The sequence below is a fragment of the Arthrobacter sp. 05N33_2 genome, assembly GCF_056397425.1.
Genome location: NZ_JBFTNJ010000002.1, coordinates 1 through 25,157, shown reverse-complemented (window position 1 = coordinate 25,157; position 25,157 = coordinate 1). Strand labels below are relative to the sequence as shown.

At 63.3% G+C, this 25,157-nt stretch carries 24 protein-coding genes and 1 pseudogene; 11 read left to right on the top strand and 14 right to left on the bottom strand.

The window, feature by feature from the left end; genetic code table 11:
• Positions 1-77 precede the first annotated feature (77 nt).
• The 5 genes from acsA to AC1DHX_RS02965 are packed head-to-tail and all read left to right on the top strand — an operon-like array spanning position 78 to position 5,654.
• A complete protein-coding gene (acsA, locus tag AC1DHX_RS02985; RefSeq protein ID WP_476899846.1) occupies positions 78-1,937 on the top strand; it encodes an acetate--CoA ligase in 1,860 nt (619 codons plus the stop codon).
• A complete protein-coding gene (gene pdhA, locus AC1DHX_RS02980; RefSeq protein ID WP_476860026.1) occupies positions 1,934-3,004 on the top strand; it encodes a pyruvate dehydrogenase (acetyl-transferring) E1 component subunit alpha in 1,071 nt (356 codons plus the stop codon). Before acsA ends, pdhA begins: the two co-directional genes overlap by 4 nt.
• Positions 3,001-3,981 (top strand): alpha-ketoacid dehydrogenase subunit beta, encoded by a 981-nt coding sequence (locus AC1DHX_RS02975; RefSeq protein ID WP_476850483.1) that lies wholly within the window; start codon positions 3,001-3,003, stop codon positions 3,979-3,981. Before pdhA ends, AC1DHX_RS02975 begins: the two co-directional genes overlap by 4 nt.
• On the top strand, positions 3,974-5,383 hold the full coding sequence (locus AC1DHX_RS02970; RefSeq protein ID WP_476860025.1) for a 2-oxo acid dehydrogenase subunit E2: 1,410 nt from the start codon (positions 3,974-3,976) through the stop codon (positions 5,381-5,383). The genes AC1DHX_RS02975 and AC1DHX_RS02970 overlap by 8 nt, the downstream gene beginning before the upstream one ends.
• A 28-nt stretch (positions 5,384-5,411) precedes the next feature.
• Positions 5,412-5,654: an acyl carrier protein gene (locus tag AC1DHX_RS02965; RefSeq protein ID WP_476857639.1), complete on the top strand. Its 243-nt coding sequence runs from the start codon at positions 5,412-5,414 to the stop codon at positions 5,652-5,654.
• A 9-nt stretch (positions 5,655-5,663) separates the two neighbouring features.
• Here the strand turns inward: AC1DHX_RS02965 and AC1DHX_RS02960 are convergent, their stop codons facing one another.
• The gene (locus AC1DHX_RS02960; protein WP_476860024.1) at positions 5,664-6,911 is read right to left on the bottom strand and encodes an FAD-dependent oxidoreductase; all 1,248 of its coding nucleotides are present in this window, start codon (positions 6,909-6,911) and stop codon (positions 5,664-5,666) included.
• A 370-nt stretch (positions 6,912-7,281) separates the two neighbouring features.
• On the opposite strand from AC1DHX_RS02960, the gene AC1DHX_RS02955 reads away from it, so the two are divergent.
• The 3 genes from AC1DHX_RS02955 (at position 7,282) to AC1DHX_RS02945 (ending at position 12,210) form a co-directional block, all read left to right on the top strand.
• On the top strand, positions 7,282-8,577 hold the full coding sequence (locus AC1DHX_RS02955) for a hypothetical protein (protein WP_476860023.1): 1,296 nt from the start codon (positions 7,282-7,284) through the stop codon (positions 8,575-8,577).
• A gap of 270 nt (positions 8,578-8,847) precedes the next feature.
• Positions 8,848-9,531 carry an LGFP repeat-containing protein gene (locus tag AC1DHX_RS02950; RefSeq protein ID WP_476860022.1) on the top strand — a complete coding sequence of 228 codons (684 nt, stop codon included), beginning with the start codon at positions 8,848-8,850 and terminating at the stop codon, positions 9,529-9,531.
• Between the two features lie 822 nt (positions 9,532-10,353).
• A complete protein-coding gene (locus AC1DHX_RS02945; RefSeq protein WP_476860021.1) occupies positions 10,354-12,210 on the top strand; it encodes a hypothetical protein in 1,857 nt (618 codons plus the stop codon).
• Positions 12,211-12,364: 154 nt separating this feature from the next.
• On the opposite strand, the gene AC1DHX_RS02940 is transcribed toward AC1DHX_RS02945, so the two are convergent.
• Positions 12,365-14,140: a right-handed parallel beta-helix repeat-containing protein gene (locus tag AC1DHX_RS02940; RefSeq protein ID WP_476863692.1), complete on the bottom strand. Its 1,776-nt coding sequence runs from the start codon at positions 14,138-14,140 to the stop codon at positions 12,365-12,367.
• Positions 14,141-15,198: 1,058 nt separating this feature from the next.
• Here AC1DHX_RS02940 and AC1DHX_RS02935 point away from each other — a divergent pair.
• Positions 15,199-16,053 (top strand): hypothetical protein, encoded by an 855-nt coding sequence (locus AC1DHX_RS02935; protein ID WP_476899845.1) that lies wholly within the window; start codon positions 15,199-15,201, stop codon positions 16,051-16,053.
• Between the two features lie 206 nt (positions 16,054-16,259).
• On the opposite strand, the gene AC1DHX_RS02930 is transcribed toward AC1DHX_RS02935, so the two are convergent.
• The 10 genes from AC1DHX_RS02930 to AC1DHX_RS02885 form a co-directional block, all read right to left on the bottom strand.
• Positions 16,260-16,859, bottom strand: coding sequence for a hypothetical protein (locus tag AC1DHX_RS02930; RefSeq protein WP_476860018.1), 600 nt, complete (start codon positions 16,857-16,859; stop codon positions 16,260-16,262).
• A gap of 13 nt (positions 16,860-16,872) precedes the next feature.
• Positions 16,873-17,295 carry a helix-turn-helix domain-containing protein gene (locus AC1DHX_RS02925; RefSeq protein ID WP_476860017.1) on the bottom strand — a complete coding sequence of 141 codons (423 nt, stop codon included), beginning with the start codon at positions 17,293-17,295 and terminating at the stop codon, positions 16,873-16,875.
• Positions 17,296-17,311: 16 nt separating this feature from the next.
• The gene (locus AC1DHX_RS02920) at positions 17,312-17,554 is read right to left on the bottom strand and encodes a hypothetical protein (RefSeq protein WP_476860016.1); all 243 of its coding nucleotides are present in this window, start codon (positions 17,552-17,554) and stop codon (positions 17,312-17,314) included.
• Between the two features lie 2 nt (positions 17,555-17,556).
• Positions 17,557-18,249: a hypothetical protein gene (locus AC1DHX_RS02915; RefSeq protein ID WP_476860015.1), complete on the bottom strand. Its 693-nt coding sequence runs from the start codon at positions 18,247-18,249 to the stop codon at positions 17,557-17,559.
• 2 nt (positions 18,250-18,251) lie between these two features.
• On the bottom strand, positions 18,252-18,446 hold the full coding sequence (locus tag AC1DHX_RS02910; protein WP_476860014.1) for a hypothetical protein: 195 nt from the start codon (positions 18,444-18,446) through the stop codon (positions 18,252-18,254).
• On the bottom strand, positions 18,446-18,649 hold the full coding sequence (locus AC1DHX_RS02905; RefSeq protein WP_476860013.1) for a hypothetical protein: 204 nt from the start codon (positions 18,647-18,649) through the stop codon (positions 18,446-18,448). The genes AC1DHX_RS02910 and AC1DHX_RS02905 overlap by 1 nt, the downstream gene beginning before the upstream one ends.
• Positions 18,646-19,749, bottom strand: coding sequence for an AAA family ATPase (locus tag AC1DHX_RS02900; RefSeq protein ID WP_476860012.1), 1,104 nt, complete (start codon positions 19,747-19,749; stop codon positions 18,646-18,648). Before AC1DHX_RS02900 ends, AC1DHX_RS02905 begins: the two co-directional genes overlap by 4 nt.
• A gap of 298 nt (positions 19,750-20,047) precedes the next feature.
• Positions 20,048-20,299, bottom strand: coding sequence for a hypothetical protein (locus AC1DHX_RS02895; protein WP_476860011.1), 252 nt, complete (start codon positions 20,297-20,299; stop codon positions 20,048-20,050).
• A gap of 208 nt (positions 20,300-20,507) precedes the next feature.
• Positions 20,508-20,753, bottom strand: a complete 246-nt coding sequence (locus AC1DHX_RS02890) for a hypothetical protein (RefSeq protein ID WP_476860010.1) — start codon at positions 20,751-20,753, stop codon at positions 20,508-20,510.
• The gene (locus AC1DHX_RS02885; protein WP_476860009.1) at positions 20,753-20,944 is read right to left on the bottom strand and encodes a helix-turn-helix transcriptional regulator; all 192 of its coding nucleotides are present in this window, start codon (positions 20,942-20,944) and stop codon (positions 20,753-20,755) included. Before AC1DHX_RS02885 ends, AC1DHX_RS02890 begins: the two co-directional genes overlap by 1 nt.
• Positions 20,945-21,049: 105 nt before the next feature.
• Between AC1DHX_RS02885 and AC1DHX_RS02880 the strand changes: the two genes are divergently transcribed.
• Both AC1DHX_RS02880 and AC1DHX_RS02875 read left to right on the top strand, forming a co-directional pair.
• Positions 21,050-21,562: a helix-turn-helix transcriptional regulator gene (locus AC1DHX_RS02880; RefSeq protein WP_476860008.1), complete on the top strand. Its 513-nt coding sequence runs from the start codon at positions 21,050-21,052 to the stop codon at positions 21,560-21,562.
• Positions 21,540-22,670 carry a tyrosine-type recombinase/integrase gene (locus AC1DHX_RS02875; protein WP_476860007.1) on the top strand — a complete coding sequence of 377 codons (1,131 nt, stop codon included), beginning with the start codon at positions 21,540-21,542 and terminating at the stop codon, positions 22,668-22,670. The genes AC1DHX_RS02880 and AC1DHX_RS02875 overlap by 23 nt, the downstream gene beginning before the upstream one ends.
• Positions 22,671-22,696: 26 nt before the next feature.
• On the opposite strand, the gene AC1DHX_RS02870 is transcribed toward AC1DHX_RS02875, so the two are convergent.
• Both AC1DHX_RS02870 and AC1DHX_RS02865 read right to left on the bottom strand, forming a co-directional pair.
• Positions 22,697-25,030, bottom strand: a complete 2,334-nt coding sequence (locus tag AC1DHX_RS02870; RefSeq protein ID WP_476899844.1) for a gluconokinase, GntK/IdnK-type — start codon at positions 25,028-25,030, stop codon at positions 22,697-22,699.
• Positions 25,020-25,157 (bottom strand): annotated as a pseudogene (locus tag AC1DHX_RS02865) (bifunctional D-altronate/D-mannonate dehydratase); the annotation flags it as partial. The pseudogene AC1DHX_RS02865 and the gene AC1DHX_RS02870, both read right to left, overlap by 11 nt.

The window sequence follows — 25,157 nt, the reverse complement described above, 5'->3', positions numbered from 1 at the left end:
TCCCAGCCGGGGTCTTGCACGTCGGTCCGGGACCTTTTGCTCTGGGCGGCACCGGCACACGGGAGTCGGATGGAACCATGACGGCAGGAACCGAACCATCCATCCGCTGGCCTGCGATCACCAAAGACATCGGCAGTTTCCGGGTCCGGCCGAACCTGGTGGATTATGACGCGGCGTGCGCGGCCTTCACCTGGGATGAGGCCCGGCGAGCCCTATCCGGACTCCCCGGTGGCCGCGGCCTCAACATCGCCTACGAGGCAGTGGACCGGCACGCGGCTGGCAGCACGGCAGGACATGAGGCCTTGCGGTTCGTCCGGGCCGATGGCAGCACCCACTCCTTGAGCTACGCCGAACTCGCCGAACAGACCAGCCGCTTCGCCGGCGTCCTGCGCAGCCTTGGCGTCGGCCGCGGGGAACGGGTCTTCTCCCTCACCGGCCGCGGCCCCGCCCTGTACATCGCGGTGCTCGGCACGTTCAAGAACGCGAGCGTGTTCTGCCCGCTGTTCTCCGCTTTCGGTCCCGAGCCGGTGCGGCAGCGCCTCACGCTGGGCTCCGGCCGGGCGCTGGTCACCACGCGGGCGCTGTACCGCAGGAAGATCGTCCAGCTGCGCGGGCAGCTCCCGGAGTTGCGCCACGTCCTGCTCATCGACGCCGACGGCGATCCCGAGCCCGGAACCCTCGACCTGGCCGYCCTCATGCGCCACGCCCCGCCGGACGGGGAGATCGCGGCCACCCAGCCGGAGGACATGGCCCTGCTGCACTTCACGTCCGGCACCACCGGCACTCCCAAGGGCGCGATACACGTGCACGACGCCGTGACCGCCCACCACGCGACCGGAACCTTCGCCCTGGACCTGCAACCCGGAGACGTCTACCGGTGCACGGCCGACCCGGGCTGGGTCACGGGCACCTCGTACGGCGTGATCGCACCCCTGAGCCACGGCGTGACGGCCATCGTGGACGAGGAGGAAATGGACGCCGACCGGTGGTACCGGATCCTCGCCGAGCAAGGAGTCACGGTCTGGTACACAGCCCCGACGGCCTTGCGCATGCTCATGAAGGCCGGAGCCGACCGCGCCGCAGGACACGACCTCTCTGCCTTGCGCTTCGTCGCCAGCGTCGGCGAGCCGCTCAACCCGGAGGTTGTGGTGTGGGGGCAGGAGGCCTTCGGCCAGCCGGTGCACGACAACTGGTGGCAGACCGAAACAGGCGGCATCATGATCTCGAACTACGCCGCCACCGAGATCCGGCCCGGCTCGATGGGCCGTCCATTGCCCGGCGTCGAGGCCGCCGTCGTGGCCCGGGATGCGGACGGCAAGCCCGTCATCCGCGACGGCGAAGCGGTGCTGGTCACGGACCCCGACTCCATGGGGAAACTGGCCCTCCGGCCCGGCTGGCCCTCCATGTTCCGCGGCTATCTGCACGAAGAGGAGCGCTACCGCCGCTGCTTCGCCGGGGGCTGGTACCTGACCGGGGATCTCGCCAAACGCGACGCCGACGGCTACTACTGGTTTGTGGGCCGGGGCGACGACGTCATCAAGTCGTCGGGGCACCTGATCGGCCCGTTCGAGGTGGAGAGTTCCCTCATGGAGCACCCGGCCGTCGCCGAGGCCGGCGTGATCGGGGTCCCGGACCCGGTGGCCGGCGAGGTGGTCAAGGCCTTCGTTGAACTCCGGACCGGCTGGGAACCGTCCGGGGAGCTGGCCCTGGACATCATCGGCTTCGCCCGCAAGCGGCTGGGCCCCGCCGTCGCGCCGCGGCTGCTTGACTTCACCGCCGCACTGCCCAAGACCCGCAGCGGGAAGATCCTCCGGCGACTGCTCAAGGCCCGCGAGCTCGGCCTGCCCGAGGGCGACACCTCCACCATCGAGACGCCCCCGGTCCCGCCAAACCCGGCCCGCATAGAGCCGGCCAGCACCGAACAGGCACCGAAATGACCGGTACAGCGAGCCCACGCGGAGGCCCTTTGGACGCGGCCCACGGCCAGCACCTGCTGCTGCAGATGTTGCGCGTCCGCCAGCTCGAAGAGAAATGCGTCGAGCTGTACAGTGCAGCCAAGATCCGCGGCTTCCTGCACGTCTACATTGGCGAGGAGGCTGTCGCCGCCGGCGTCCTGGCGTCATTGGGACCGGAGGACGCCGTCGTCGCGACGTACCGGGAGCACGGGCACGCGCTGTTGCGGGGCGTCTTGGCCGAGGCGATCCTCGCCGAAATGTACGGCTACGTTGAGGGGTGCTGCCGTGGCCGGGGCGGGTCAATGCACCTGTTCGATGCCCCCACCCGCTTCTTCGGCGGCAACGCGATAGTCGCCGGGGGCCTACCTCTCGCCGTCGGCCTGGCACTGGCCGACAAGATGGCGGGGCGCTCCAATGTCACGGTGTGCTTCTTCGGCGAAGGCGCGGTGGCCGAAGGCGCATTCCACGAGAGCCTGAATCTGGCGGCCCTGTGGCAGCTGCCCGTGCTGTTCTGCTGCGAGAACAACCTCTATGCCATGGGTACCGCCCTGGCCCGTTCCGAATCGCAGACTGACATCGCCCTCAAAGCTGCCGGCTACGAGATCCCCGCGTGGGCCGTGGACGGCATGGACGTCCTGGCCGTCGAGGAGGGTGCACGCCGCGCGGTGGACGCCGTCCGCTCAGGAGGCGGTCCGCACTTCCTGGAGTTGCGGACCTACCGTTTCCGGGCCCACTCGATGTTCGATCCCGAACGCTACCGGACGAAGGAGGAGGTGGCGCGGTGGATGGAACGGGACCCGATCACGCTGCTGCGGACCGCGCTGGAGTCCGCGGGCCACCTCTCGGCCGCCGAGTGGGAGCAGCTGCAGGCGGACGCGCAGGCGGAGATCGCGGCCGCCGTCGAGTTCGCCGAGGCCGGAACCCCGGAACCGGTGGAGGAACTGACCCGCTTTGTCTACAGCGAGCGCGGCGCCGAAGACGGCGCGGGCACAGCCACTGGCGCGGGCACAGCCGGGCAGCCTGCCGGGAAGGCCGCAGACACGCCATGAAATCGAGCTACCGAGAGGCGCTACGGGCGGGCATCCGCGACGCCATGATCCGCGACGAACGCGTATTCCTGATGGGCGAGGACGTGGGCGCCTATGGCGGCTCGTTCGCGGTCAGCCTGGGCCTGCTGGAGGAGTTCGGCCCGGACCGGATCCGCGACACCCCGCTCTCGGAATCCGGGTTCGTCGGTGCCGGGATCGGCGCGGCCCTGGGCGGCATGCGCCCGATCGTGGAAATCATGACCGTCAACTTCAGCCTCCTGGCGCTCGACCAGATCGTGAATAATGCCGCCACCTTGCTGCACATGTCCGGCGGGCAGTTCCACGTCCCGCTCGTGATCCGTATGACCACCGGTGCGGGCCGCCAGCTCGGCGCCCAGCACTCGCACAGCCTCGAAGGCTGGTACGCGCACATCCCGGGGCTGCGGATCCTGGCCCCGGCCACCCTCGAAGACGCCCGCGGCATGCTCTGGACGGCGCTGCAGGACCCGGACCCCGTGCTGATCTTCGAGCACGGCTCGCTGTACAACGTCCCCGGGGAACTGGCCGACGACGCCGGCCCGGTGGACATCGGCACGGCAGCCATCCGGCGCACCGGCAACGACATCTCGCTGATCACCTACGGCGGGACCCTGCCCGTGGTGCTCGACGCCGCGGAACAGCTCGCCGCCGAAGGGATCGACGCCGAGGTCCTGGACCTGCGCACGCTCCGCCCGCTCGACGACGCCGCCATCCTCTCCTCCGTGACCAGGACGCACCGGGCCGTCGTGGTCGATGAAGGCTGGCGCAGCGGCAGCCTGTCGGCCGAGGTGAGTGCGCGGATCACCGAGCAGGCGTTCTTCGACCTCGATGCGCCGGTGGCCAGGGTCTGCAGCGCCGAGGTGCCGATCCCTTATGCCAAGCACCTGGAACTCGCCGCCCTGCCGTCCGCGGAACGGATCGTGGCCGCGGCCAAAGCAACAGTAGGCGCCGGTGGGTGACTTCCTGATGCCCTCGCTCGGGGCCGACATGGAGCACGGCAAGATCGTCGAATGGCTGGTCAAGCGCGGTGACTATGTGCGCCGCGGCGATCTCGTGGCGGTCGTGGACACGGACAAGACGGTCATGGACGTGGAGTCCTTCCAGGAAGGCGTCGTGGCGGACCTCCTGGTGGGCATCGGYGAAACCGTTCCGGTGGGAACCCCGCTGGCCGTGATCACCCAGACCCCTGCCGAGGTCGGGGCTCCAGTTCGTGCGGCTCCCCCGGCGGGGGCGCCGTCGAAACCCGCTGCTCTCGCGCCGCGGCCCCCTGAGCCGGTCGGGCCGACGGCGGGTCCCCCGGTCGCCCCTCCCGTGCGGCACCTGGCGCACCGGCTGGGCGTGGACACTGGCAGGATCCAGGGCACCGGCAAGGACGGCGCCATCACCCGCGCCGACGTCGAACACGCGGTGGCGGCCCGGACCGGCGGGACGGGCAGGGTGCGTTCGTCGCCGCGGGCGCGGCGGCTCGCCGCGGAACTCGGGATCGGGCTTTCCACCGTGACCGGCACCGGCCCGGACGGCGCCGTGACGGTGGCCGACGTGCAGCGCGCAGCAGCCAGAGTTCCAACGCCGGGTCCCTCGGAGCCCGGACGGGTTGCATCCGCGACGGAACCCCCAGCTCCGGAACGCGTCGCGGCCGTACTGGAAGCGCCGGAGACACCAGCTAGAGGGAGGCCGACGTCGGAAGCCCGCGAGCGCGTTGCCAGCCTGCGTCGGGCCATCGGAGCCCTGATGACGCGCTCGAAGCAGACCATCCCGCACTACTACCTCAGCACCACGCTGGATCTGCGCACCGCCGTCGGGTGGATGCTGTCGGTCAATGCGCACCGGCCCGTCGCCGGCCGGCTGGTGCCGTCGGCGCTCCTGCTAAAAGCCGCGGCTCTGGCGGCACGGGACGTCCCCGAGGTCAACGGCTTCTACGTTGACGGCGGTTTCCGTCCCAGTGCGGCAGTGCACCTGGGCGTCGCGGTGGCCCTGCGCCAAGGCGGTCTGGTGGCCCCGGCAATCCACGACGCCGACACCCTGCCCCTGGACGTGCTCATGGAGCAGCTGCGGGATCTTGTCAGCCGGGCACGTGCGGGGCGTCTCCAGCGCGCCGAAATGGCCGATCCAACCTTGACCGTGACCAACCTCGGAGACCTCGGCGTAGACAGTGTCTACGGCGTGATCTATCCGCCCCAGGTGGCCATGGTGGGCTTCGGCCGGGTGATGGAACAGCCCTGGGCCCAGGACGGGCTCCTTGGGGTCCGGCATGCCGCCATCGCTACGCTGTCCGCGGACCACCGGGTCAGCGACGGCCTGCGCGGCGCCCGTTACCTCGCCCGGATCAACGAGCTGTTGCAGGAACCGGAGCACCTGTGACACCCAAAGCCAGGAAACCGGAGGAACCATGAACGAACAGGACGCCCGCGCGGCGGTGCACGCCGCGATCGGCGCGGTGGCCCCTGACGTCGAACTCGACGACGTCGACGAGGACTCCCGGCTGCGCCAGGATTTGGAACTCGATTCGCTTGATTTCCTGCGGCTCGTGGAAACGATCGACACGGCCACCGGCGTGGACATTCCGGAGCGCGACTACCCGGCGGTGGCTACCGTCAAGGGCCTGATCGGCTACCTCACGGCGCACGGCTAACCGCATCGGTTAGGGCTGCGGCTGGGGTTCGGCCCGCCGCGCGAAGGCCGGTGCGTGCTCGGGGCGCGGGCCAAAGGCGATGAAGCGGGGAATGATGGTGCGGAACACCGGAACGTGCCGGGCAAAGAACAACGCCGCGGCCGGAGCCTTCGACCGCTTCCCGGTCAGGATCGGGCCGAAGACTGCCCTCTGCATGAGCCGTTGGACGCTCTGCACAATGACGGTGGGCAGCCGGCGCCGCCGCTCGACTTTCTCCAGGTCTGCCGTGGTCACCCTGCCCCGGAGCAGTGCGGGGGCAAGGTACTCGGCGGCGGCGGCCGCGTCCTGGATGGCGAGGTTGATTCCGACGCCGCCGGCCGGGGACATCGCGTGCGCGGCGTCCCCGATGAACAGCAGCCCGTTGATGTGCCACGAGTGCAGCCGGTTCAGCCGCACGTCGAGCCAGTGGAGGTCATCAAGGGATTCGATGGCGTCAACCCGGTCCGCAAGATCCGGGCGGAGGGCCGCCACCCGCCTTCGGAAGCCCTCGACGCCTTCCGCGCGGATCCGGGCGTCGGCGCCCTTGGCGGCGAGGTAGCCCATTTGGTAGTAGTCGTTGCGGAACAGGGCCAGCAGCGCCTCGCCGGGGCCGAACGCCGGCACGAGCCCGGCCACCTCACCCGTTTCGGAGGGATAGCGGGGCAGCCGGAACCACCACGTGTCGAAGGGCACCGGGAACTCCTTTGGCGCCAGCCCGGCCGCGGTGCGCAGCACGGAATGGCGGCCGTCCGTGGCAACCACCAGGTCCGCCAGGAGCTCGTCCTGTGTGCCGTCGGCGGTCCGGAAGCGGACTCCGCGGACACGGCCTCCGTTGCGGACCAAGCCCGTGGCGGTGTGGCTCATGAGCAGCGTAAACCCCGGCTCCTGGGCTGCGGCCTCGGCGAGGAAGCTCAGGAAATCCCATTGCGGCATCATGGCAATGTAGTTGTACGGCGGCGGCAGGGCGTCAAAGTCGCCCATGGTCACGGGCGCCCCGCCCGGGACCGGGAAAACGACATTCTTCAGGCGGCTCTGCGGCAACCGGCGAAACTCCCGGCCGAGTCCGAGTTCGTCAATGAGCCGGATCGTGGACGGGTGCACCGTGTCGCCGCGGAAGTCGCGCAGAAAATCGGCGTGCTTCTCCAACACCGTCACCCGCACCCCGGCCCGTGCCAGGAGCAAGCCCAGCATCATCCCCGCAGGTCCACCGCCCACCACCGCGCATCCGGTCTTCTCCATGGCCCCACGCTACGCCTGCGCGGGGTGCCGCGGGAGGGGTTTTTCGCGCAGGTTTCGGGCTTTCGCGGCGCAAAATACCCTGCGCTACGGGAATCCTCGTAGCGCAGGGTATTTTGCGCCGCGTCAGGTCAAAAACGCAGCGCGGCTCAGAGCCGGGTGTCGAAGGAGTCGCAGAAGACGTTCTCGTTGAACGTATTTCAGGTACTAGTGCAGAGTTGACGGGTGTTGTTTTCGTTGAGTTATAGGGGTTTTGGACGTTGTGCCCGTTTGCCCAATCTTGGGCTTTTGCGGACCTCTTGCGGACTTTCTGCGGACTCGCAAGCCCAGAGGGTGACTACTCTGAGAGCCCGATTTCAACGAGAATGCGGTCATGGTGTCGAAAACTTTCAAACCGTCCGACGTGCAGATCAAGGTCTTGAAGTGGATCTACGGCGGTTGTTCTGAAGACGTGATCTGGAAGGGGTACGCACATCGCTCGGCATCTCGCGCACTGGCTGACCACGGACTCGTCGCAGTCGTCGGTAAGGGGGCAACGTGGAGTGTTTCGCTGACTGACGCGGGTCGCGACTGGTTGGAGGAGAACATCTTCGCCCCAGAACGCTTGTACGCGGACGCAGGTGCCTTGATCGAAGCAGTGTCTCGGGCCGGCGGGGTGCTATTTGTGGATGTCAAGCGCGACAACAAGGAGTACAAGAACCTGGTCTACGCTGCCAATCGCCACCCCGATCGACTGCGTGGTCAGGAACTGCAAAGCCATCCGGTGGGGTCCTACAAAAGCCCCATCTGGGCGATCGTTGCGGGACGCAACTGGGATGAAATCGCGGCCGATATGCTACGAGACACGCCGCTACATTCGCTGCCATCAACTAGTGGGATCAAAAACGACGCGGGCATCCGCGGCTACATCAAAGATCGCGACTGGCACTACGTTTCTCCGGAGAACGTGACGCGGGTTGCGCGCATACTCCTACAGATCCGCCTCGAGGCGACCCGCCGCGGCTGGAAATCCCAGATGAGAAGCGACGGCGGCAACAAAAATTACCATGACTTGCGCAGCGGACAACTCAAGTTGTTTCCGCCCAACGAAGAGATTCAGGTCAAGATTCGTGAGGTGCCAGTGCGAGGCGCCAAGCGGCTGTCTGGAGAAGAGAAATTCAGCAGCAAGGTCCCGCTTTGGATCAAATACCGTCAGGTCCACTTCCAAGGAACCGGGCAACTGGAGTTGAAGTGGGGCTACAGGGAGGTGAGCGATCAAGGCGCAGATACCGTGGAGCAACAGCTTTCGCGGCTGTTCGCAATGACCGAAGTGGATTATCTGTTGCGAGGCCAACGGGAAGCGGAGAAGCTCCGCATCAGCCATCTCATCGAGGACCATATGCCGGCGCTTCAGCGCATCGTTGGCGCAGCCCAGCCAGACAAGCGATATTGGGCCGAATTTGAAGATCGATTCCAAGCATGGAGCCGCGTTGCGCAAATGCGGACCTTCTTGGACAGGATGACGGCGGTGAGCCAGACGCTGGACGGTGAGGAGCGCGAAGCGCACGCGGCCTGGCTGTCCTCGGTGTCGCAATATCTGGACGCTATGGATCCGTTGGTCGTACCGGCGCCCGCACCCAACATGGGCATGGCTTCGCGTGAAGAGGTACTTGCCTACATCCGAGCCTAAATACGGTCTGAGCTAGTGACAATGGCATGTGCAGTAGAGTGCTGGTTCCATGTACTCGTAGTCGGGCTCCAGTTCCTCTAAAGGTGACCTGCCAGAATCCGCCAGCATCTCATCAAGCATCGCGCCCACCGCTTCAACGTCTATCTTCACCACGGAAGGCACATTAGTGCGGGGGGCTGACGGTCAGATAAGCGCCGGGCCCAGTAACAGGTTGAGGGGTCTTCGCCGTCGGGCCATTCATGTAGTCTTTGCGGATCACCTATGGGGGGAATGTCTGAATTGATCAAAACAACTAAGTTCCGTCAAAAATCACTGCTATTGGCGACCGTGACAGCAGCACTGCTTTCCGGGTTCGTTGCCCCCGCGAATGCGGCGGGCGACGACTCAACGCCGACACCCGTAGCCACACGTACTGAAGCCGTCATTGTCAATGGCATTGATGTCGGACAAATCGCCCCTATGCGCGCCATGTCCCCTTGGTTGGGAAGCAAGGTTGGGGCGCTGAAGTTTGGCACGGGAGTGCAGGGGCGAAGCTATGCCATGCAGGACTACCAGTACGGTTCAGTCATGGTGTTCTACGGCAATGTGAACGTGGCCCTCAGGGCTTCCATCCGCAATGCCTACTTCCGCGCGGGAGGGCCGCAGGTACTAGGTTTCCCCGAGGGCCCTGAATTCACGCGTCCGGATGGGGTGTCCTGGATGCCCTTTCATGTCACGAGGTACGCGCACTACGGCTTCACGTACATTTACCGGCACCAACTTTACGGCGCCCACCTAGTGACCGTTTCCTCGTGGGCCAAGTACGGCGGACTGGACGGCCGCCTCGGCTACCCGAAGTCGGACCTCGTCAAGGTTGACCCGACCAAAGCCAACAGCACACTTCGCCAGAAGTTCAGGGGCGGCTCTGTCTACAAGAGTGCTACAGGGCACGAATGGGTCGTATTCAACAAGTAAGGCATAGGCAGAGGGGTGGCCTAACCCTTCTGCGTCCATCCGCGTCGCTCTCGTCAGGCGGAAACCCTCGCCAGTCGTCGCTACTGGTTTGGGCTACTTAATGCTCGAGACCGAACGTTGAACGTCCCACCTGTCTTGGTGACCGATTTGCCAGCCTTGATGCCGGTTACGGTGACAGTTACCGTCTTCCCACAATCGCCCGACCGGGTCTTGTAGCCGCCGATCCAAATATCGGAAATGCGAACACCGTTACGAAACCAGCGGTATTTCAGCTTGGTGCCAGTAGCCCAGCCGCTCTGGTCGGCCCACACTACGGCCCCGCACCTTGTGGAGGCCGTCGATTCTACGACCGTTGCTGCACTGGCCGACGGTACGAGCATCAGCGAAGACCCGGCGAGCACAACCGCCACGGCGGCGCTGCGAAACGCAAATTTCACGATTATTCCCCCCAATATCAGTTGGCCACGATGGCCCGATGGAATCGTAACCCATGCGGCTCAACTTGCGTGGACTTCTTTTACGGGCAGGAATCCCGGCAGGCGGTTTCCCCAGCGGATTCCGCGCAGATGTTTGGGGCGCCGCCGATACTCCTCAATATCCCACAGTCCGAATCGGTTATGCGCTCCACGCTACGGCACGGATCCATGCCCAATGCCGTGCCGGTCATAATCGGCTGTACCTATCAGGTAACCGTCGGAAATTCCCCGGCTTCGTGGCATAGTTCTCTCAGTTGAAAGTCGAATTTTTGATATTGGGGGACATGTGTCTAAACCCTGCCGCACCACATCGAGCGCTCGTTGGACACGGCGTATCGCTGCCGCCATGGCCGCCGCAGTATTGGTTACCGCCGTCGGTATCCAGCCGGCCCAAGCTGCCGATGATACGGAAACGCCCGTCATCCTAAACGCCTGGGTTTCCCAAAAGACTATTGACGTTGTTGACGGGCCAGTCAACGTCACTGTGCGGCTAGAAGTTAAGGATGAAGGGTCCGGGGTCGCGACCGGATATCCATGGCTGGATCCCATAGTTATGTGGCAGCCGACGGATCCTATCCCCGGCCAGGCTATGACTCTCGTCTCCGGAGACATCTTCCATGGAACTTACGAGACGACCTTCACCTTCCCGGAAGGCATCCGTGGCGGCCAATGGACTTTCCTTCCGAGCATCGACGACCGTGCAGGCAACCACGGAACCAATGGCACCTATTACGATGGCATTGGCGTTTACCCAACCGTTCTATCGAACGCGGATACAAGCGCGCCAGTCGTTACTTCTTCCCTCAGCACCAAAATTGTCGACATAACCACAGGGCCGGCCGAGTTAGTAGTGACGGCTGAAGCTCAGGATGATGGTGTTGGCATTCCTAGTGATTCACAGACCATGATGTGGATCCGCAGCGGAACCAGCGGACAGGGCCGGTACGTCACGAACTCGTCCACAGACCTTCACCGCGCGAAATTTAGGGCCACTATTCCTTTTGGGAAATACGATCCCCTGAACGACGCACGAGGCAAACTTAGACTCTCCTGGGGCGGTATTGCAGACGGCAACGGAAACGTCATAGGCGGCGAGCATTATGTAGGTGAAGTGATTGTGGCAACCCGGCCGCTGAGGGCCAAGCTGCCCAATCTGAGCGCAAGCATCGGCAGCGTCACGGCGAGCTGGGCAGCACACAGCGACTTGCTTGGGATCCTGGAGTACGAGACCGAGTTCACCGGCGCGGGCATCACGCGTAAGGTCCGTACCACCGCTACAGAGGCGTCCACTGGCGATCTGCCGGACGGTACCTACACTGCGCGGGTGCGGGCCAGGAATCAGCTCGGTTGGGGAGAATGGACCAGTGCTTCGGCCCCTGTGGCCTACATCCCCGCTCCATTGACCGGCAGCATACCCACCGTCTCCGGAATGGCAAAGGTAGGACAAACACTCACAGCCAACCCCGGCACGTGGACAACCGGCACCACGTTCGCTTACCAGTGGCTCGCCGGCGGTCTCGTAGTGTCCGGGGCGACCGGTTCCACCCTCGTGTTGGGCCCGGGGCAGGCCGGCAAGGCCATCGCAGTGCGCGTCACTGGTTCCAAAACCGGCTATGTAACTTCTTCCAAGGACTCTGCCGTAACGGCAGTTGTCGCTAAGGGCTCATTGGCTGGGGTCGCTCCGACGATCACAGGCACTGCCCGTGTCGGGTCAACACTCACCGCAAACCCGGGGCTGTGGTCACCGGCCCCTGTAGCTCTGTCCTATCAGTGGTACCGGTCCGGGGTGGTCATTACTGGTGCGAATCTTTCGACCTACACCTTGACGACGGCTGACCTCGGAAAGACAATCACCGTCAGAGTTGCTGCCAGCAAAACCGGATACAACTACACCTACAAGACCAGCGCCGCAACGGTCCCGGTAGCGACTAACGTTTTGACCGCTCCTAGACCCGTCATTGCTGCCACCGCCGCAATCGGCCAAACTCTTGACGTAAAAGTCGGCGCCTGGACACCGACCGTCTACCTCTGGACATACCAGTGGAAGCGCAACGGAATTAGCATCGCGGGTGCAACGGCGAGGTCATACAAAGTTGTCGCTGCAGACCTCGGCTCAGGCCTTTCAATCGCTGTCACCGGACGGAAAAGCGGCTACCTGACAAAAACCGTCACCAGTAACCGCACTGGACCGGTGACCAAATAGCGAGCAGACTGAACGTGTGACAGCAATCGGCGCCGGTCTAGGAAACCCCGCCAGCGTGGGTAGCTGGCGGGGTTTTCTGTCGCACCCTGCAAGTCGCAAGCGGGCAGGGCGCTAGTGTGGCCCTGGAGCGCAAGTCCGGGGCCACACGTTCTGACTAGACGAGGTTGCTGCCTGCGACGACAACCTTATTGGTGGCGTCCACGCTGATCTTTCCGGCCTGCACGGAGTCTTTCGCGTCSACGCCGCTGACGATGACGTAGTCCGTCGTGGTGGTGTAGACCGCCCAGCGCGCCGAGGCGATGTAGCCTCCGTTGACGCTGGCGTGAGCCGCGCCCGATACCCGCACACCGTCGTAGGATGCGTTGCCGCCACCGCTGATGTAGGGGGTGGAGATGGCGTGCCCGACACCGCCGACTATCTGGATGCCGGCCCATCCTGGCGTGCGTACTGTGGCGCCGCTGAAGTTGGTGCGGTTGCAGGTCTGCACATTGATGCCGTGCTGGGTGGTCCCGTTGATTGCGCCGCCCGTATGGGTGATGCCGTCCACGTACTCGTATCGGATGCCGTCCGCCCCGGTGTCGCGGATGGTGTTCCCGGCAACAATGGCCCGGTTCGACTGCGTACCCGAAAGGCCGAGGATGTAGATGCCGTGGGCGGTGGAGCCGGTGCTGCCGTTGACGTTGTTGTTCTCAACCGTCGCGCCTTGGAAGTGGCGCACCAGCAGCGGGTTTGACCCACAGTCCGTGAACGTGTTCCCCTTTACCTCCACATCAATCTTGAGGCATGGTGCGTTGACGTCTTTATAGGCACCGTTGGGGTCCGTGGTGTAGCCGGCGTCAGTCCAAACAAGGCCACCCGCCGCGTCCGGCCCACCATCTACCCATAGCCCGCCCATCGTGGCGCGGATGGCTACGTTGTTGATGAACTTGATGCCGCGCTGCTCGGTGACGTGGTCCCACGTGTCGGCCTTGTAGGCGTGGGTTTCACAGTTCACCACTTCGTTGTTCTCAACGGTGATGTATTGGCCGCGGGCTAGGATGCCGGAGAAGACGTCCACTGCCGTGTTGCCGGTGAACTTCCAGTAGAACGTTGACTCGTGACCCTCATAGGCTGCGCCGAATGAGTACGTGCCATGATTCTCCCGGACATCGACGAACACGGTAGGCCAGCGCCCGCCGCCGGCAATGAAGTGCTTGCAGTTATAGAACTGGTTATTGGAAAGCTTCAGGTGACGTGAGCCGTCCATCGCGGCGATGCCGTACCCCACGAAACCGTCGTCTGAGTTGCGGATGTCGCAGCCCTTCACGGCGCCGTTCCATGTTGCGGTGTACTGGATTGCGGTTTCGGCGGCGCCGTCGATGAGGACATTCTCGGTCATGATGTTTCGTCCGTATTCCACACGGATACCGTTGTGCCTGGATCCTGTACCGCTCATCTTGATCTTGAGGTTACGGATCGTGATGTTTTCGACGGGGTTGATCCGCCGGATGGTTGTGGAAGCCACGTTGTAGCCCTGCAATGATCCGGTAGCGAACGTGAGCTGCGTTGCGGAGTCTACAGATTTCACAATCCGCAACTCACCCTTATCTCGGTCAGTGCGCGTCATCCCAGGGACGGGCTGTTCGGCGTTGAAGATGACGACAAGGTCGCCAGGAACAAACGTGGCAGTGCTGGTAATGCCGGTGACGGTGGTGGTCCACTGCCCGATTGGGTTGGCGATGCTGATTCCGGCGTCGGTGGTGCCCACCGATAGGAACGCGGGACGTTCACCAAAGAACGTTCCGTTCGGCATCGGCGTGCAGTCGATGGTCGCGCCAGATCCTTCGACGGTGGTCCCGGAAGGAACGACAAGGGTGTCGCTGATCTTGTACGTGCGGTTTGTCCGGAGCCTAATGGTCTTGCCGGGGCTGAAGGCAAGCAAAGAGTTCAACGCTACGGTGTCATCCCCACCCGAAGGCTCTGGGGCTATAAGATCCCCGTCTACCATATTTAGTTTTGCTGTTTCCGGTTGAAAAGGCATTAGTTTTTCCTTCTGTTTTTGGGTACAAAAAAGCCCGCCATGAGCGGGCTGCGTGTGGTGTTGCTACTCAGTTGCTGATTGGAGGGTGGCGCTAGTCGCGCCCTAACGCGGCCAAGTATGTGTCCCTCGTCTCACGGAAAAACTCGAGGTAGCCGATCTTCCCCGGGGGCCACTGGTGCTGCCGGGCCCACTCAAACCGCGCGTCACGCCACGCGAGCGGATCCGGCCCAACCGCGTCTGGTAGAAGATGCCTGGGGGGTGGCAAACCCTCCGCGGTCTGCCGTTTCCGCCTAACCACGGCGGCCTCCGTACACGCCGCGGACGGGGCGAGCCGCCGGCAACTCATCATCCAAGCCGGGAATCTGCAACGTCGCCAGCAAGCGGGCAAGGGCTAGCCGCTGCTGGCGGGCTTCACCAACAGCGGGGTGGACCCTGGCGCCCTGGGAGCTGGTGATCATCAGCCCGTCAGACTTCACCGCGGCGTCTAGCTCCGTAATCCGATCCCGAACCCGGCACGCTTCTTCGAGAATCGACAGCTCATGCACGGCGAAGTCACACTCTGCCGTGGAAACCTCCCACAGCTTTCTACCTGCCGCTTTTAGTCCTCTCGGCACTGCCATAAACATCACTTCTTTCTTGTTACGGATAATGCCCGTCGTTTCGGGGCAGTAGAAAAAGGTTCAAAACCGGGGCCACAGGCGGGTATTTAAGAGCCTCAAAAGGGGCGCATTAACCCGCGTGCGCCAGAGGCCCGTATCGCGCCACGACAGGGCAATACGGGCCTCTGAGGGCCGTTCAAGGGCTCATCGTTTGAGAGCGCGGGGGTAAATATGTCGCTATGCCGGAGGTGCGACTGCGGGGTGGGGGTGGGGGTGGGTGCCCCTACCACTCGACAATGGTGAAGGTGGGCTCTTCAAGTAGCTTGTGGCTGTCTCCTACGCGATGGCGCGGCGTGAGAACATGGCGAAATGATCGACCTCACCAGCGCGCGGCTGAAGATTGAACGCGCCAAGTCACACCTAACGAACGCAATGGCCATCCTTCAGATCTGGAAGCAGGAGGAAGGCTACAAACTTATTTGGGAGTCAGATCCGGAGCTTGCCTTGGATGGCTGGTTTCTTCGTGTCGAGACCCTTCCGGACGACGAATTCTCACTTTGCGTAGCTGACTTCCTTTCGAATGCGCAGTCAGCTTTGGATCATGTCGCTTGGCAGATATTTGTCGCCGGCGGAGGCAGTGGTGCGCATCCAAAGGCCCTTGGCGTGTATTTCCCGATACTTCCCTACACCGGGGAAAAGGCGGGAAATGATGCATGGCAAAAGCTCTTGGACAGGAAACTGCCGACTGCGTGGCCAGAAGCGGCAATCGCGCTCCGCCGGGAGCAGGACGACCATGAGCCCCACCCTGACAACACACTCTTTATGCTGTGGAAATTAGCCAATTCGCAGAAGCACCGCTCTCTGCATGCAACAGTCCTGGCTCCAGAACGTTCATTAGAATTCACGTGGCCATCGCTTCCATCCGGATTCACGTACGCGCCCAGCTTCAGCTCCGGAAATCAGGCTCTCGATCCCGGCAGCTCGCTCAGCATCGTGGAATACGCCGTGCTCGCGATGTCGGATCCGACGATGTCCCCTGTCTCGCGGAGTGAGGTGGAGCAAACTCCAGAGCAACYCGTACCCAGATTGGCGTTTGGGCTAACCGACGGTGAGTACTCAATCGATTTGAACCATTTGAGGGTGATGGGGTCGCGTGTCTCTCGGATTATCGAGACAGTGGGCAAGCTCGACTTACCCGGCCGACCAACGTCAGATCACTTCTAGAAGGACCGTTTCGTCGGATCCACCTTGCTGCACGGCGAGGCGTGCGTAGCCCGAGTAACCACCCCAGAGCAATACGTTGGCGTCCGGGTGCAGTTCCGCTAGTAGCGCCGTCAGTTCTACGACTGTCACAATCCATCCGTTCATGTTGATTTGCGCTGTCTGGGTCGAATCGCGCCTCTACGTGCCGGCCGGTCCAAGCGAAGAACCTACCCGGTTGCAAGGTTTTCGATGGTGCTGTCGCTGTACCGTCCAACTTCTGCCGGCGCGCTGAGGTTGTAGCTCATGGCGTGGTTCATGATGCCTTCGATGTTGTTCTCATCTGCGTGGAGGTTGGCCAGTTCCTGGAGTTTGGACCCGTAGTAGGGGTGTTTGGCTGTGTACGAGCTGACCAGGTTGCCCCAGCCGAATTCCGCGGCTTTCCCGACGATGGCCTTCGTCAGAATTTCGTCGTTTGAGAGGTCGGCCCGGTCGAGCAGTTCGAGGGCCTGGTTCTCGTCCTGGATGGCGGCTACCCGGTCCTGGGCGTCACGGTAGCTGATGGTCGCGTTGGCGTCGCTGCTGCCGGCGAGCCCGAACAGCGAGCGGCGCAGGGAGTCGGCCTTGCTGGCACGCGCGGCTTTGTCTTCGGCTTCGAGCGCGGCGACCTGCCGCTTGTACTGAAGGTAGGTGGCGGCGATCTGCTTGGTCTTGCCCTCGGGGGTGAGGTCCTTGTTGTTGCGGATGTAGTCGATGCTGCGGTTGTGTTCGCCGATGAGGGCCATGGCTTTGAGCGCCTGCGGGGTGTTGGATCCGGTGAGGTTTCCCATGATTTGTTCGTCCTTATGCTGCTGTGGCGGCTTTGGCCGCTCTGAAGTGTTGGATGTCTTCTCGGGTGATGCGCCAGCGTCCGTTGACGTTGGTTGCTTTGAGGCGGTTTTCTTGGATCGCGAGGCGGACTGCGCGGTCGGTGATGTAGAGGATGTCTGCGGCTTGTGTGGTGCTGAGCCATTGATTTGAGTCTGTGGGGGCTTCCGGTTTTGGCGGTACTGGGGTTCCGGTCGCGGTAGTACGCCAGGTAAGTGCAGCTAGTCGGAGAGCGACCAGGACTGCATCAACCTCTGGATCGGCGCCCCGCTCCAGGATCCTTACCTCATTGAGGCGGGCGTGCCGTTCCAGCCACGCACAGACCCTTGCGGGGATGACGACGACCGGGGCGCCCACGCCATGAATGTAGGCCGCTGGTGGCCTCTGTGGAGCTGTCATGCTTCCTCCTGGTTGGTCATGCGGGTTCCACGGCGTCGAGGAGGTCGTGGATGCTATCGGCTATCCGGCGGGCGTCTTCGAGGGTGAGGACGCCCGTGAAGAACCCGCCGCGCATGATAGCTACGCCGTCCACCTTTTCGCGTCCACTCGCTGGTGTGAGCATGGCGGGAACGACGAATGTTGCAGCTGACCCTTCGAGGTTCTTTTGGTGGAGATGCATGGGGGCGCGGAATGGCCTGCGGTTTTCCGGGAGGGTCATCTCTAGACGATCCGCTTGATGGCACCCGTGGTGGGGTCCATGTAGACGTTGGCGGTTACGCCGCTGATCGTCGCGCCGCTGCTGTTGCGTAGCGGGCCGTCGATGCGCACTCCGGCGCTGTCAACGTTCACGTAGCCGCCAGTGGCCTGGAGTTTCGCTGAGCTGCTGTCGATCTGTACGACGCTGCCGCCCTTGAACATCTGCACTGTCGTCGCGTCGGTGAACACCTGGGCGCCATTGGAGAACACGAGTGCGCCGGATGAAACGGACGGGTCGAGGGTCATTGCGGATCCGACCTTGACCTTGCCGGTAGTGACGTTGAGGTCCGACTTGAGCGTGGTCACGTTTTCGACCGAGAGGGTGCCGGTGGTGGTCATTGGGCCGTCTACGTCCAATTGGCCCGTAACGTCAGTGTCGCCTTCGAAGTGAGTGGCCCCGGTGAAGGTGGACTCGCCCTCCTGGGTGAGCGTCCCCGTGAAGGTCAGGATCCCGGATGCGATCAGCTCCCCGATGACGTCAATGGAGCCAGTGACCTTGAGCCCGCCGTTCTCGATGGTAATCACACCACCGGAGTGGACGCGTAGACCACCCTCGCCGATGGACGCATTCTGCAAAGGAGAAGCCGTCTCTAGAATCCGGAGACGCTTGAGGATGCCGGGGAGTTCGCCGCGGGAGAGGTCGTCGAGTCCTGCCATGGTCAGTGTCCTGCTTTCATTGAGGGGATTGTTTTTTCTCGTGCCTGGTACATCGCTAGCTGCGTTTCCGCGGCTGTTGCGCGGCCTCGCCAGTGGTTGGCTTCCTGCTGCTGGTGGAGGAACTTCTCCCGATACAGCGCCGCCTGCGCCGGGTAGTCCCAGCGTTCTAGGACCTTCTCTGTGTATTCGTAGGCCATTAGGTTGCCTTCCTGTTTTTGCGTTCTTTGTCTACGGCGGCGGCTGCCTGGTTGCCGGTCGGGTCCCGGTGGAGGGTGGTGCGCCCGTGGTGCCGTTCGGGGGTATTCCTAGTGGCCTGGAGAAGTTGATTCAGTGCTGTTGCTTGGTTCCGCCAATAGGTGACTTGCTGGGCGAGTGCAGCGATCTTTTCGGCGTCGGTCATGCCGCTTCCCCTCCCCATTCAGAGGGGGTGTTACATGTGTTACTTGTGTAACTTTCGTCGTCCTCACTCAAGAGGGAAGTAACACTTGTAACACTTGTAACAGGGGCATAGACACCTCTTGATGGGTTGGAGATCCGGCCTGCTTCGACTGCCCTGCGCAGGTACACGCGTGTCTGTGAGTCGTCCAGATGCAGCAGGGTTGCGACGTCCTTAGCCTTGGTTCCCTCGGGGTACTTGTTCACCTGGGCGATGACCTCGGCCATGCGGTCGTTCACCCCGTCAGTCGTCCGAGCGTCTACCGCAGCCTTGGCGGCTTCGGCCCGGGATCCGCCGGCAAGTACCCACTTGCCGGTGCCGGCCTGTTCAAGGATGTATTCACCTTCAGCAGCATCCCGGCTCGTGACTTGAAGCTGTGCCTGCGTTTCATGCCTGGACCGCTTCAGCAACAGGATGGTGTCTGCTGCCCCGGCGATACCCTGGGTGCCGCTGACGGCGTCCAGGAAGTCGGCGCCGTCCATCTTCCGTGTGTGGTGGACGATGATGACGCTGGATCCGGGGTTGTCGTCTGAGAGTCGTTTCAAGGCGCCCATGACGCGGTAATCCCGGTCGTATTGCGTTTCCCCTCCCGATGCGGACGGCATGGCTTTACCTAGCGTGTCGAGGATGACAACGGGGTTCTTACCGGGGTGCAGCTCCATGAATTCGCGGATGGTGGCAACCATGTCGCCGCGGGGAACATCGGTCATGAAGTTCAGGTTTCCGCTGAGGCTGGTGACACCGAGGGTCAGAAGCCGGGACTGTAGGCGCCGCGGCCCGTCTTCGAGCGCCAGGTACAGTACCGGCGCCGATTTGGTGGTGATGCATCCGAGCACCTTTTGCCCGGTGCTGATGGCAATGGCGATTCCCAGCACAAGCCAGGACTTACCGATTTTCGGAGCCGCGACAAGGAGCGTGAGCCCTTCGGGGATGATGCCATCCACGACGTACACGAGCTGGGGGAACACCTGTTCCAGCAGCCATGAGCCGGTGAACGCTGACTTCAGCTTGGATGGGTTCTCATCTTCGTAGAGTTCGGCGGCGAAGTAGTCAGGAGTGGTCATACTGCCGCCTTCTGGTTGATACGTGCCCATGCGGTCGTGCAGTCGGGGCAGGCCGGTAGGGGCGTGTCGCAGACGCTGGTGCACCGGATGCGTTCCGCGGGGAGGTACTTGCCGCAGTAGGCCCGCAGCGGGTCGCCAGTGTTCAGGTATCGGTCGTACTCGTGATCGGGCCATCCATGGCGGAATTTGCGGGGGTCAATGAGCTGAGACAATGTGCGTCCTAAGTGTTTTGTCAGGTGTCGTTTCGTGCTGGCGGCGGCGCCGGGATGGTTGCTCAGGCCATCCCGGCTGTTCGCTGCTAGTTGGCCTCCGGGTTGGCGGGCCAGGGGTTGTGTCCGGGGAAAGTGAATGACTCGAAGGGCCTGCCGGCGTCGTCTGTGGCGGCGTCGATGAACACGCGCACGACGTCGGCTGCTGCCAACTCGCTGTAGAGAGCGGTGGTCTGCATCTGCCGGAGTGCGGTCGGGCGGTCCCAGTCGGGCCGGAAAGTCTGAATGAGTCCGTAGAGGGCCTGCGCCTGCTCAATCGTGAGACGCTTCGGGCTGTTCACGGCGAGACTGTTTGCAGCTTCAGGCGTGACTTCTACGGCATTGTTCGGTACGGTGGTGAAAGACAAAATGATCAAGACCTATCTGTGGTGGGTAGTGTTTTGCTAGTGGTCCTGAATTTTGGCAGCGCAAACTGCAAGGTTCAGGGCCATTTTTTGTGCAATGAGATTTAGGTATGGCGCGCGCCTTGCCCCCAGGCTGGCGTTTCCCCTAGTGGTTGTACGGGTTCTTCGCTTCTACGATTTCGTCTGTCAGCGGTCCAGCGTGTGAGGTTCCGTGCCAGTAGCCCGAGGACCATGCAGCAGCCGGTGTGGCGATTCCGAGCGCCGCGACGATTTCAGCCCGTCGGTAAACCTGCTGAGAACCGTCTTCCAGCGCGATAAGCATCTGGTCGGGCCCGATTAGATCGAAACTAATCGGCGCCGTGCCCGTTATGCTTCGGACCGTGGTTGCCATCAGGCCGCCGTTTCGAACGCCTGGTTGATGTAGTCCTCGATGTCAGACTCCCGGAACAGGCGCCGATTCGAGATCTTCGCCGACCTTGGCGCCGTCCCCGCATGGATCATCCAGCGGAGTTGTGCCGGCGATTTCCGCAACCGCTCGGCAGCTTCAGCCAGGGTCAGCAGCTTGGTGACTCCTTGGGCCATGTCCCCTCCTAGTTTTCTGGGAACTTATTCTCTAGTCCCTCTACGACTATTGTTGCTCACGATTGGYAGTGGCGTCAACCCCGTTGAGAATGTACGGTTAGTTCTGTGGAGAATGAGAAGAAACAGCCCGACCTAGGTGAGCTTGCCAAAACTGCATTCGGTGGCGCCGTGCGGTCTTTCAGAATCGCTGCGGATTGGACTCAGGAAGACTTGGCCCGTCTCATGACTGCCAATGGAGTCAAGGCAACGCAGACGATGGTTGCCAAGATCGAACGCGGCGACCGCCCTACGCCAATCAGCGAGGCTGCGGTCCTAGCAGGGATCTTCGGGATCCCCATACAGTCCCTTTTTCCGCTCGATAGAAGTTCCGCTACGGCGTCGCATTTTGGCAGCATGCTCATGCAGTTCAATGCGACGATCAGAACGCTCGAATCTCATCGGGCGTTAGCCCAGACGACCGAATCTGAGCTGGAGGAACTGCTTGACGAATGGGACAACTTCGTCGCGGACGTGTCCCCCGACGAGCGCGAGGAACTGGAGCGGATTGATATAGACGCCAGGCTAAGTTCGGAAAACGGCATGCGGGAGAGGGTGCATGGCAAGCATCCAGAAGCGTGACAATGGCTCTTGGCGTGCCCGCTACCGGGACGATACAGGCAGAGAGCATGCCAGGCACTTCACGCGGAAGATAGACGCTCAGAAGTGGCTCGATGAGGTCACGGCTTCGGTGGTCACAGGCTCATACATTGATCCGAAGTCAGGCCGCGCCACGCTCAACTCGTTCTTCGAGGAATGGGCACGTCGGCAGCTCTGGGCCGCCGGCACTTCGAAGGCAATGAGCCTGGCTGTGCGCTCATGCTCGTTTGGGGATGTGGAGTTCCGCAACCTGAAGCGCTCACACGTTGAGTCATGGGTAAAGAAGATGAGCGTTGACGGGCTTGCGCCCGGGACGGTGAAGACGCGATACAGCAACGTCCGCTCAATCCTCCGAGGGGCCGTGAAAGACCGGCTTCTTGCTGCCAACCCAGCGGATGGCATCACGCTGCCCCGAGTAAGGAAAGCTGAAGCGGCCATGACGATACCGGCCCCGGCTGACGTCGGGCGGATCCTGGATGCTGCCCCGGAGTGGTTCAGGCCGTTCATCGCGCTATGCGCGTTCGCGGGGCTCCGGTTGGGCGAAGCTGCTGGGATACAGCTCGGAGACGTGGACTTTCTCCGGCGTACGCTCAGCGTCCAGCGGCAGATTCAGCGCTCACTCCCCGGCACTGTCGCGATCACTCCCCCGAAATACGGGTCTGAGCGTGTGGTGTTCATCCCAGAGGGCCTGGCTCAGATTCTCGCATCCCATGTTCAGAACGTCGGCGTCCGTGGCCCCGAGAATTGGTTGTTCGTTGGCCCGGTGAACGGGCTTCCGCCGGCACAAAACACGGCTGGTGGATGGTGGCGCAAGACAGTCAAAGCTGCGGGTGTAGAGGGCGTAAGACTGCACGACTTACGCCACTTCTACGCCTCCGGTCTCATCGCCGCAGGGTGTGACGTCGTGACCGTCCAGCGGGCGCTCGGGCATGCCAAGGCCACAACGACACTGGACACGTACGCCCACCTCTGGCCCACCGCGGAGGACCGCACCAGGGCTGCTGCCGCGGGACTCCTCGATGAGGCTTTGCGGATTCCTGCGGACTCCCTGCGGACCGAGGATGTCAGGACCGCGGGGAGCGCGCCCTAAAACCCCTAGATTCGGGGGGAAACGATCTAGAGCCGGGTGTCGAAGGYGTCGCAGAAGACGTTCTCGTTGAACGTGCCCTGGAACTCCGACTTGCCCTGGATCTTCTCGATGGCGGCCCGGATGGCTGCCGGCGTGCCCGCGTGGGCGTGGATGGCGGTCTTGACCATCGGCACGTCAATGAGGTGGTTGGGCTGGTTGAGCGAGACGAACACCGTGGGGACCTCGGTGGTGTACCAGGGGATCTCGGCGGCCATCGGCGTGGACCACTTGATCCGGATCGCTGCCTCCTGCGCGAAGCCCTTCACATTGGCAAACACGAACGCGGCGTCATATTTGTCCGCGTAGTCGCCGGTGGCTTCCTCGGAGATGACGGACATGAAGTTCACGCCTTCCTCCCCTGCCGCCTTGCGCTGCGCCGCCGTCTTGAAGAGGTGCACCTCAAAACCGGCCCGCTCCAGTTCCGCGGCCACCACATCGAGGTAGGCCAGGGGATCCGCCATGGTGAAGTCCGAGCCGCCGGAAATGCCGTACAGCCGGATCCGCTTGTGCGTCCGCGGTGTGATGGGCAGGTTTTGCGCAGTGTCCTTCACCAGGGTCACGGTCTTGTCCGCAATTTCGGCGGCGATGGCCAAGTGCGCTTCGCTGCCGATCTTTGCCAGCGCCTCCGCCGGCGGGACGAGGGATTCCCGCGCGGCCTTGTGCAGTCCGAGCGAGGCTTTGAGGGCCAGGATCCGGCGCAGCGCGTCATGCAGCCGCGCTTCGGTGATGACCCCGGACTTGTAGCCGTCCAGCATGTACCCGAAGTCCTCGGCCGGGTTCCGGAAGAACAGGAACATGTCGCACCCGGCCGCAATGGTGGCCGGGACGAGCTCGCTGCGCTTCATGGCCTGGGTGAGGCCGATCATCTGGGACGCATCGGTGAGGATCAGCCCGTTGAAGCCGAGCTCGCCGCGCAGCAGGTCCTGGAGGAGTTCCGGCGCCAGGGTCGCGGGCAGGATGTCCCCCGCCGCGAGGCCCGGGCGGAAATGCCGTGACAGGTCCGGTGCGCCGATGTGCCCGACCATGATGGACTGCACGCCGTGGCCGATCATCTCCCGGTATACGTGCCCGTAGGTCTCGTTCCACTGCTCGTAGCCGAACGTGTTGTAGGACGTGACCACGTGCTGGTCCCGCTCGTCCAGGCCGTCACCGGGGAAGTGCTTCATGGCGCACACGGTGGGCGATTCGCTGATGCCGTCGAAGTACTCCTTGGCCCGCTCCACCACGATCTCCGGGGTGTTGCCGAAGGCCCGGGTGGAGATGACGGTGTTGCGCCAGTTGTAGTGGATGTCCACGATCGGCGCGAAGGCCCAGTTGCAGCCCAGCGCGGCGGTCTCCACCCCGGCAACGCGCCCCATCTGGCGGGCGATGCCCTTGTCCGGGTGCGAGCCGGCCTGCAGGTGGGTCGAGACGAACGTCCCGTCGTCGCAACTGCCGGCGCCGCCCATTTCCGGATTCGATGCGATCAGCAGCGGCACCCGTGTCTTGGACTGCGCGTACCGGATGTGCTCCTGCACCTCGGCCGACGGCCCCGGCCGGTACCGCATGCCGCCCACGTGATACTGCTCCAGGACACCGTCGAGGTATTCCGGGGAGTAGTCGTTGTTGTGGTTGATGAACAGCTGCCCGATCTTTTCCTCGTCCGACATGGAGCCGATGGTGGACTCCACCCACGCAATCGCGGCATCGTCGAGGTTGAACGGCGCGGCCTTCAGGTCCACCAGCAACCGGGTGGCTCCGCCCTGCAGCCCGTCAAGGGCCGCAACAGTGTCGTCAACGATCTGGTTCACTGGCGTGGCGATATCCACTACAACACTCGCTTCATCGGTTTGGAGTTCTTCCAGGGTTTCGAGCTGCGAATCCAGCAGCGAGAGCGGCATGAAATGGCCCGGACGCGCTGCCATGCGGCTGCCGAGCAGTTCCCGGGTCCCGTGCAGGTGCACGAACACCACGGAGGAGTCCCCGCTGCGGATGATGTCGCGGTAGGAACGCTTGAGCGCGCTGCACGCGATGACCAGCCCGGAATCCGACGCCGCGAAGCGCCTGCCGACCTCGGCCAGCCAGGGTGCCCGGTCGTCGTCGTCCAGCGGGGTACCCGAGGCCATCTTGTCGATGTTGGACTGCGGGTGCAGCGCGTCGCCGTCGAGGAATTCCGCCCCCAGGCGGTCGGCGATGGCCGCGCCCACGGTGCTTTTGCCGCAACTGGTCACGCCCATCACCACGATGTGGCGGCGGGCGGGACCCGCGGCCTTCAGTTCACCGGTCTTGCCCGGGTTGCCGGTCGTGGACGGTTTACCGGTCGTGGTCGGGTTACCAGTCATGGACGGTGCCGTCGACGAGGCGGTTGTAGGGCAGGTAGGCCTGCTGGTAGGGGAACGCGGCGGCGGCTTCTTCGTTGAATTCGACGCCGATGCCGGGCGCCTCGCCCGGGTGCAGGTAGCCGTCGAC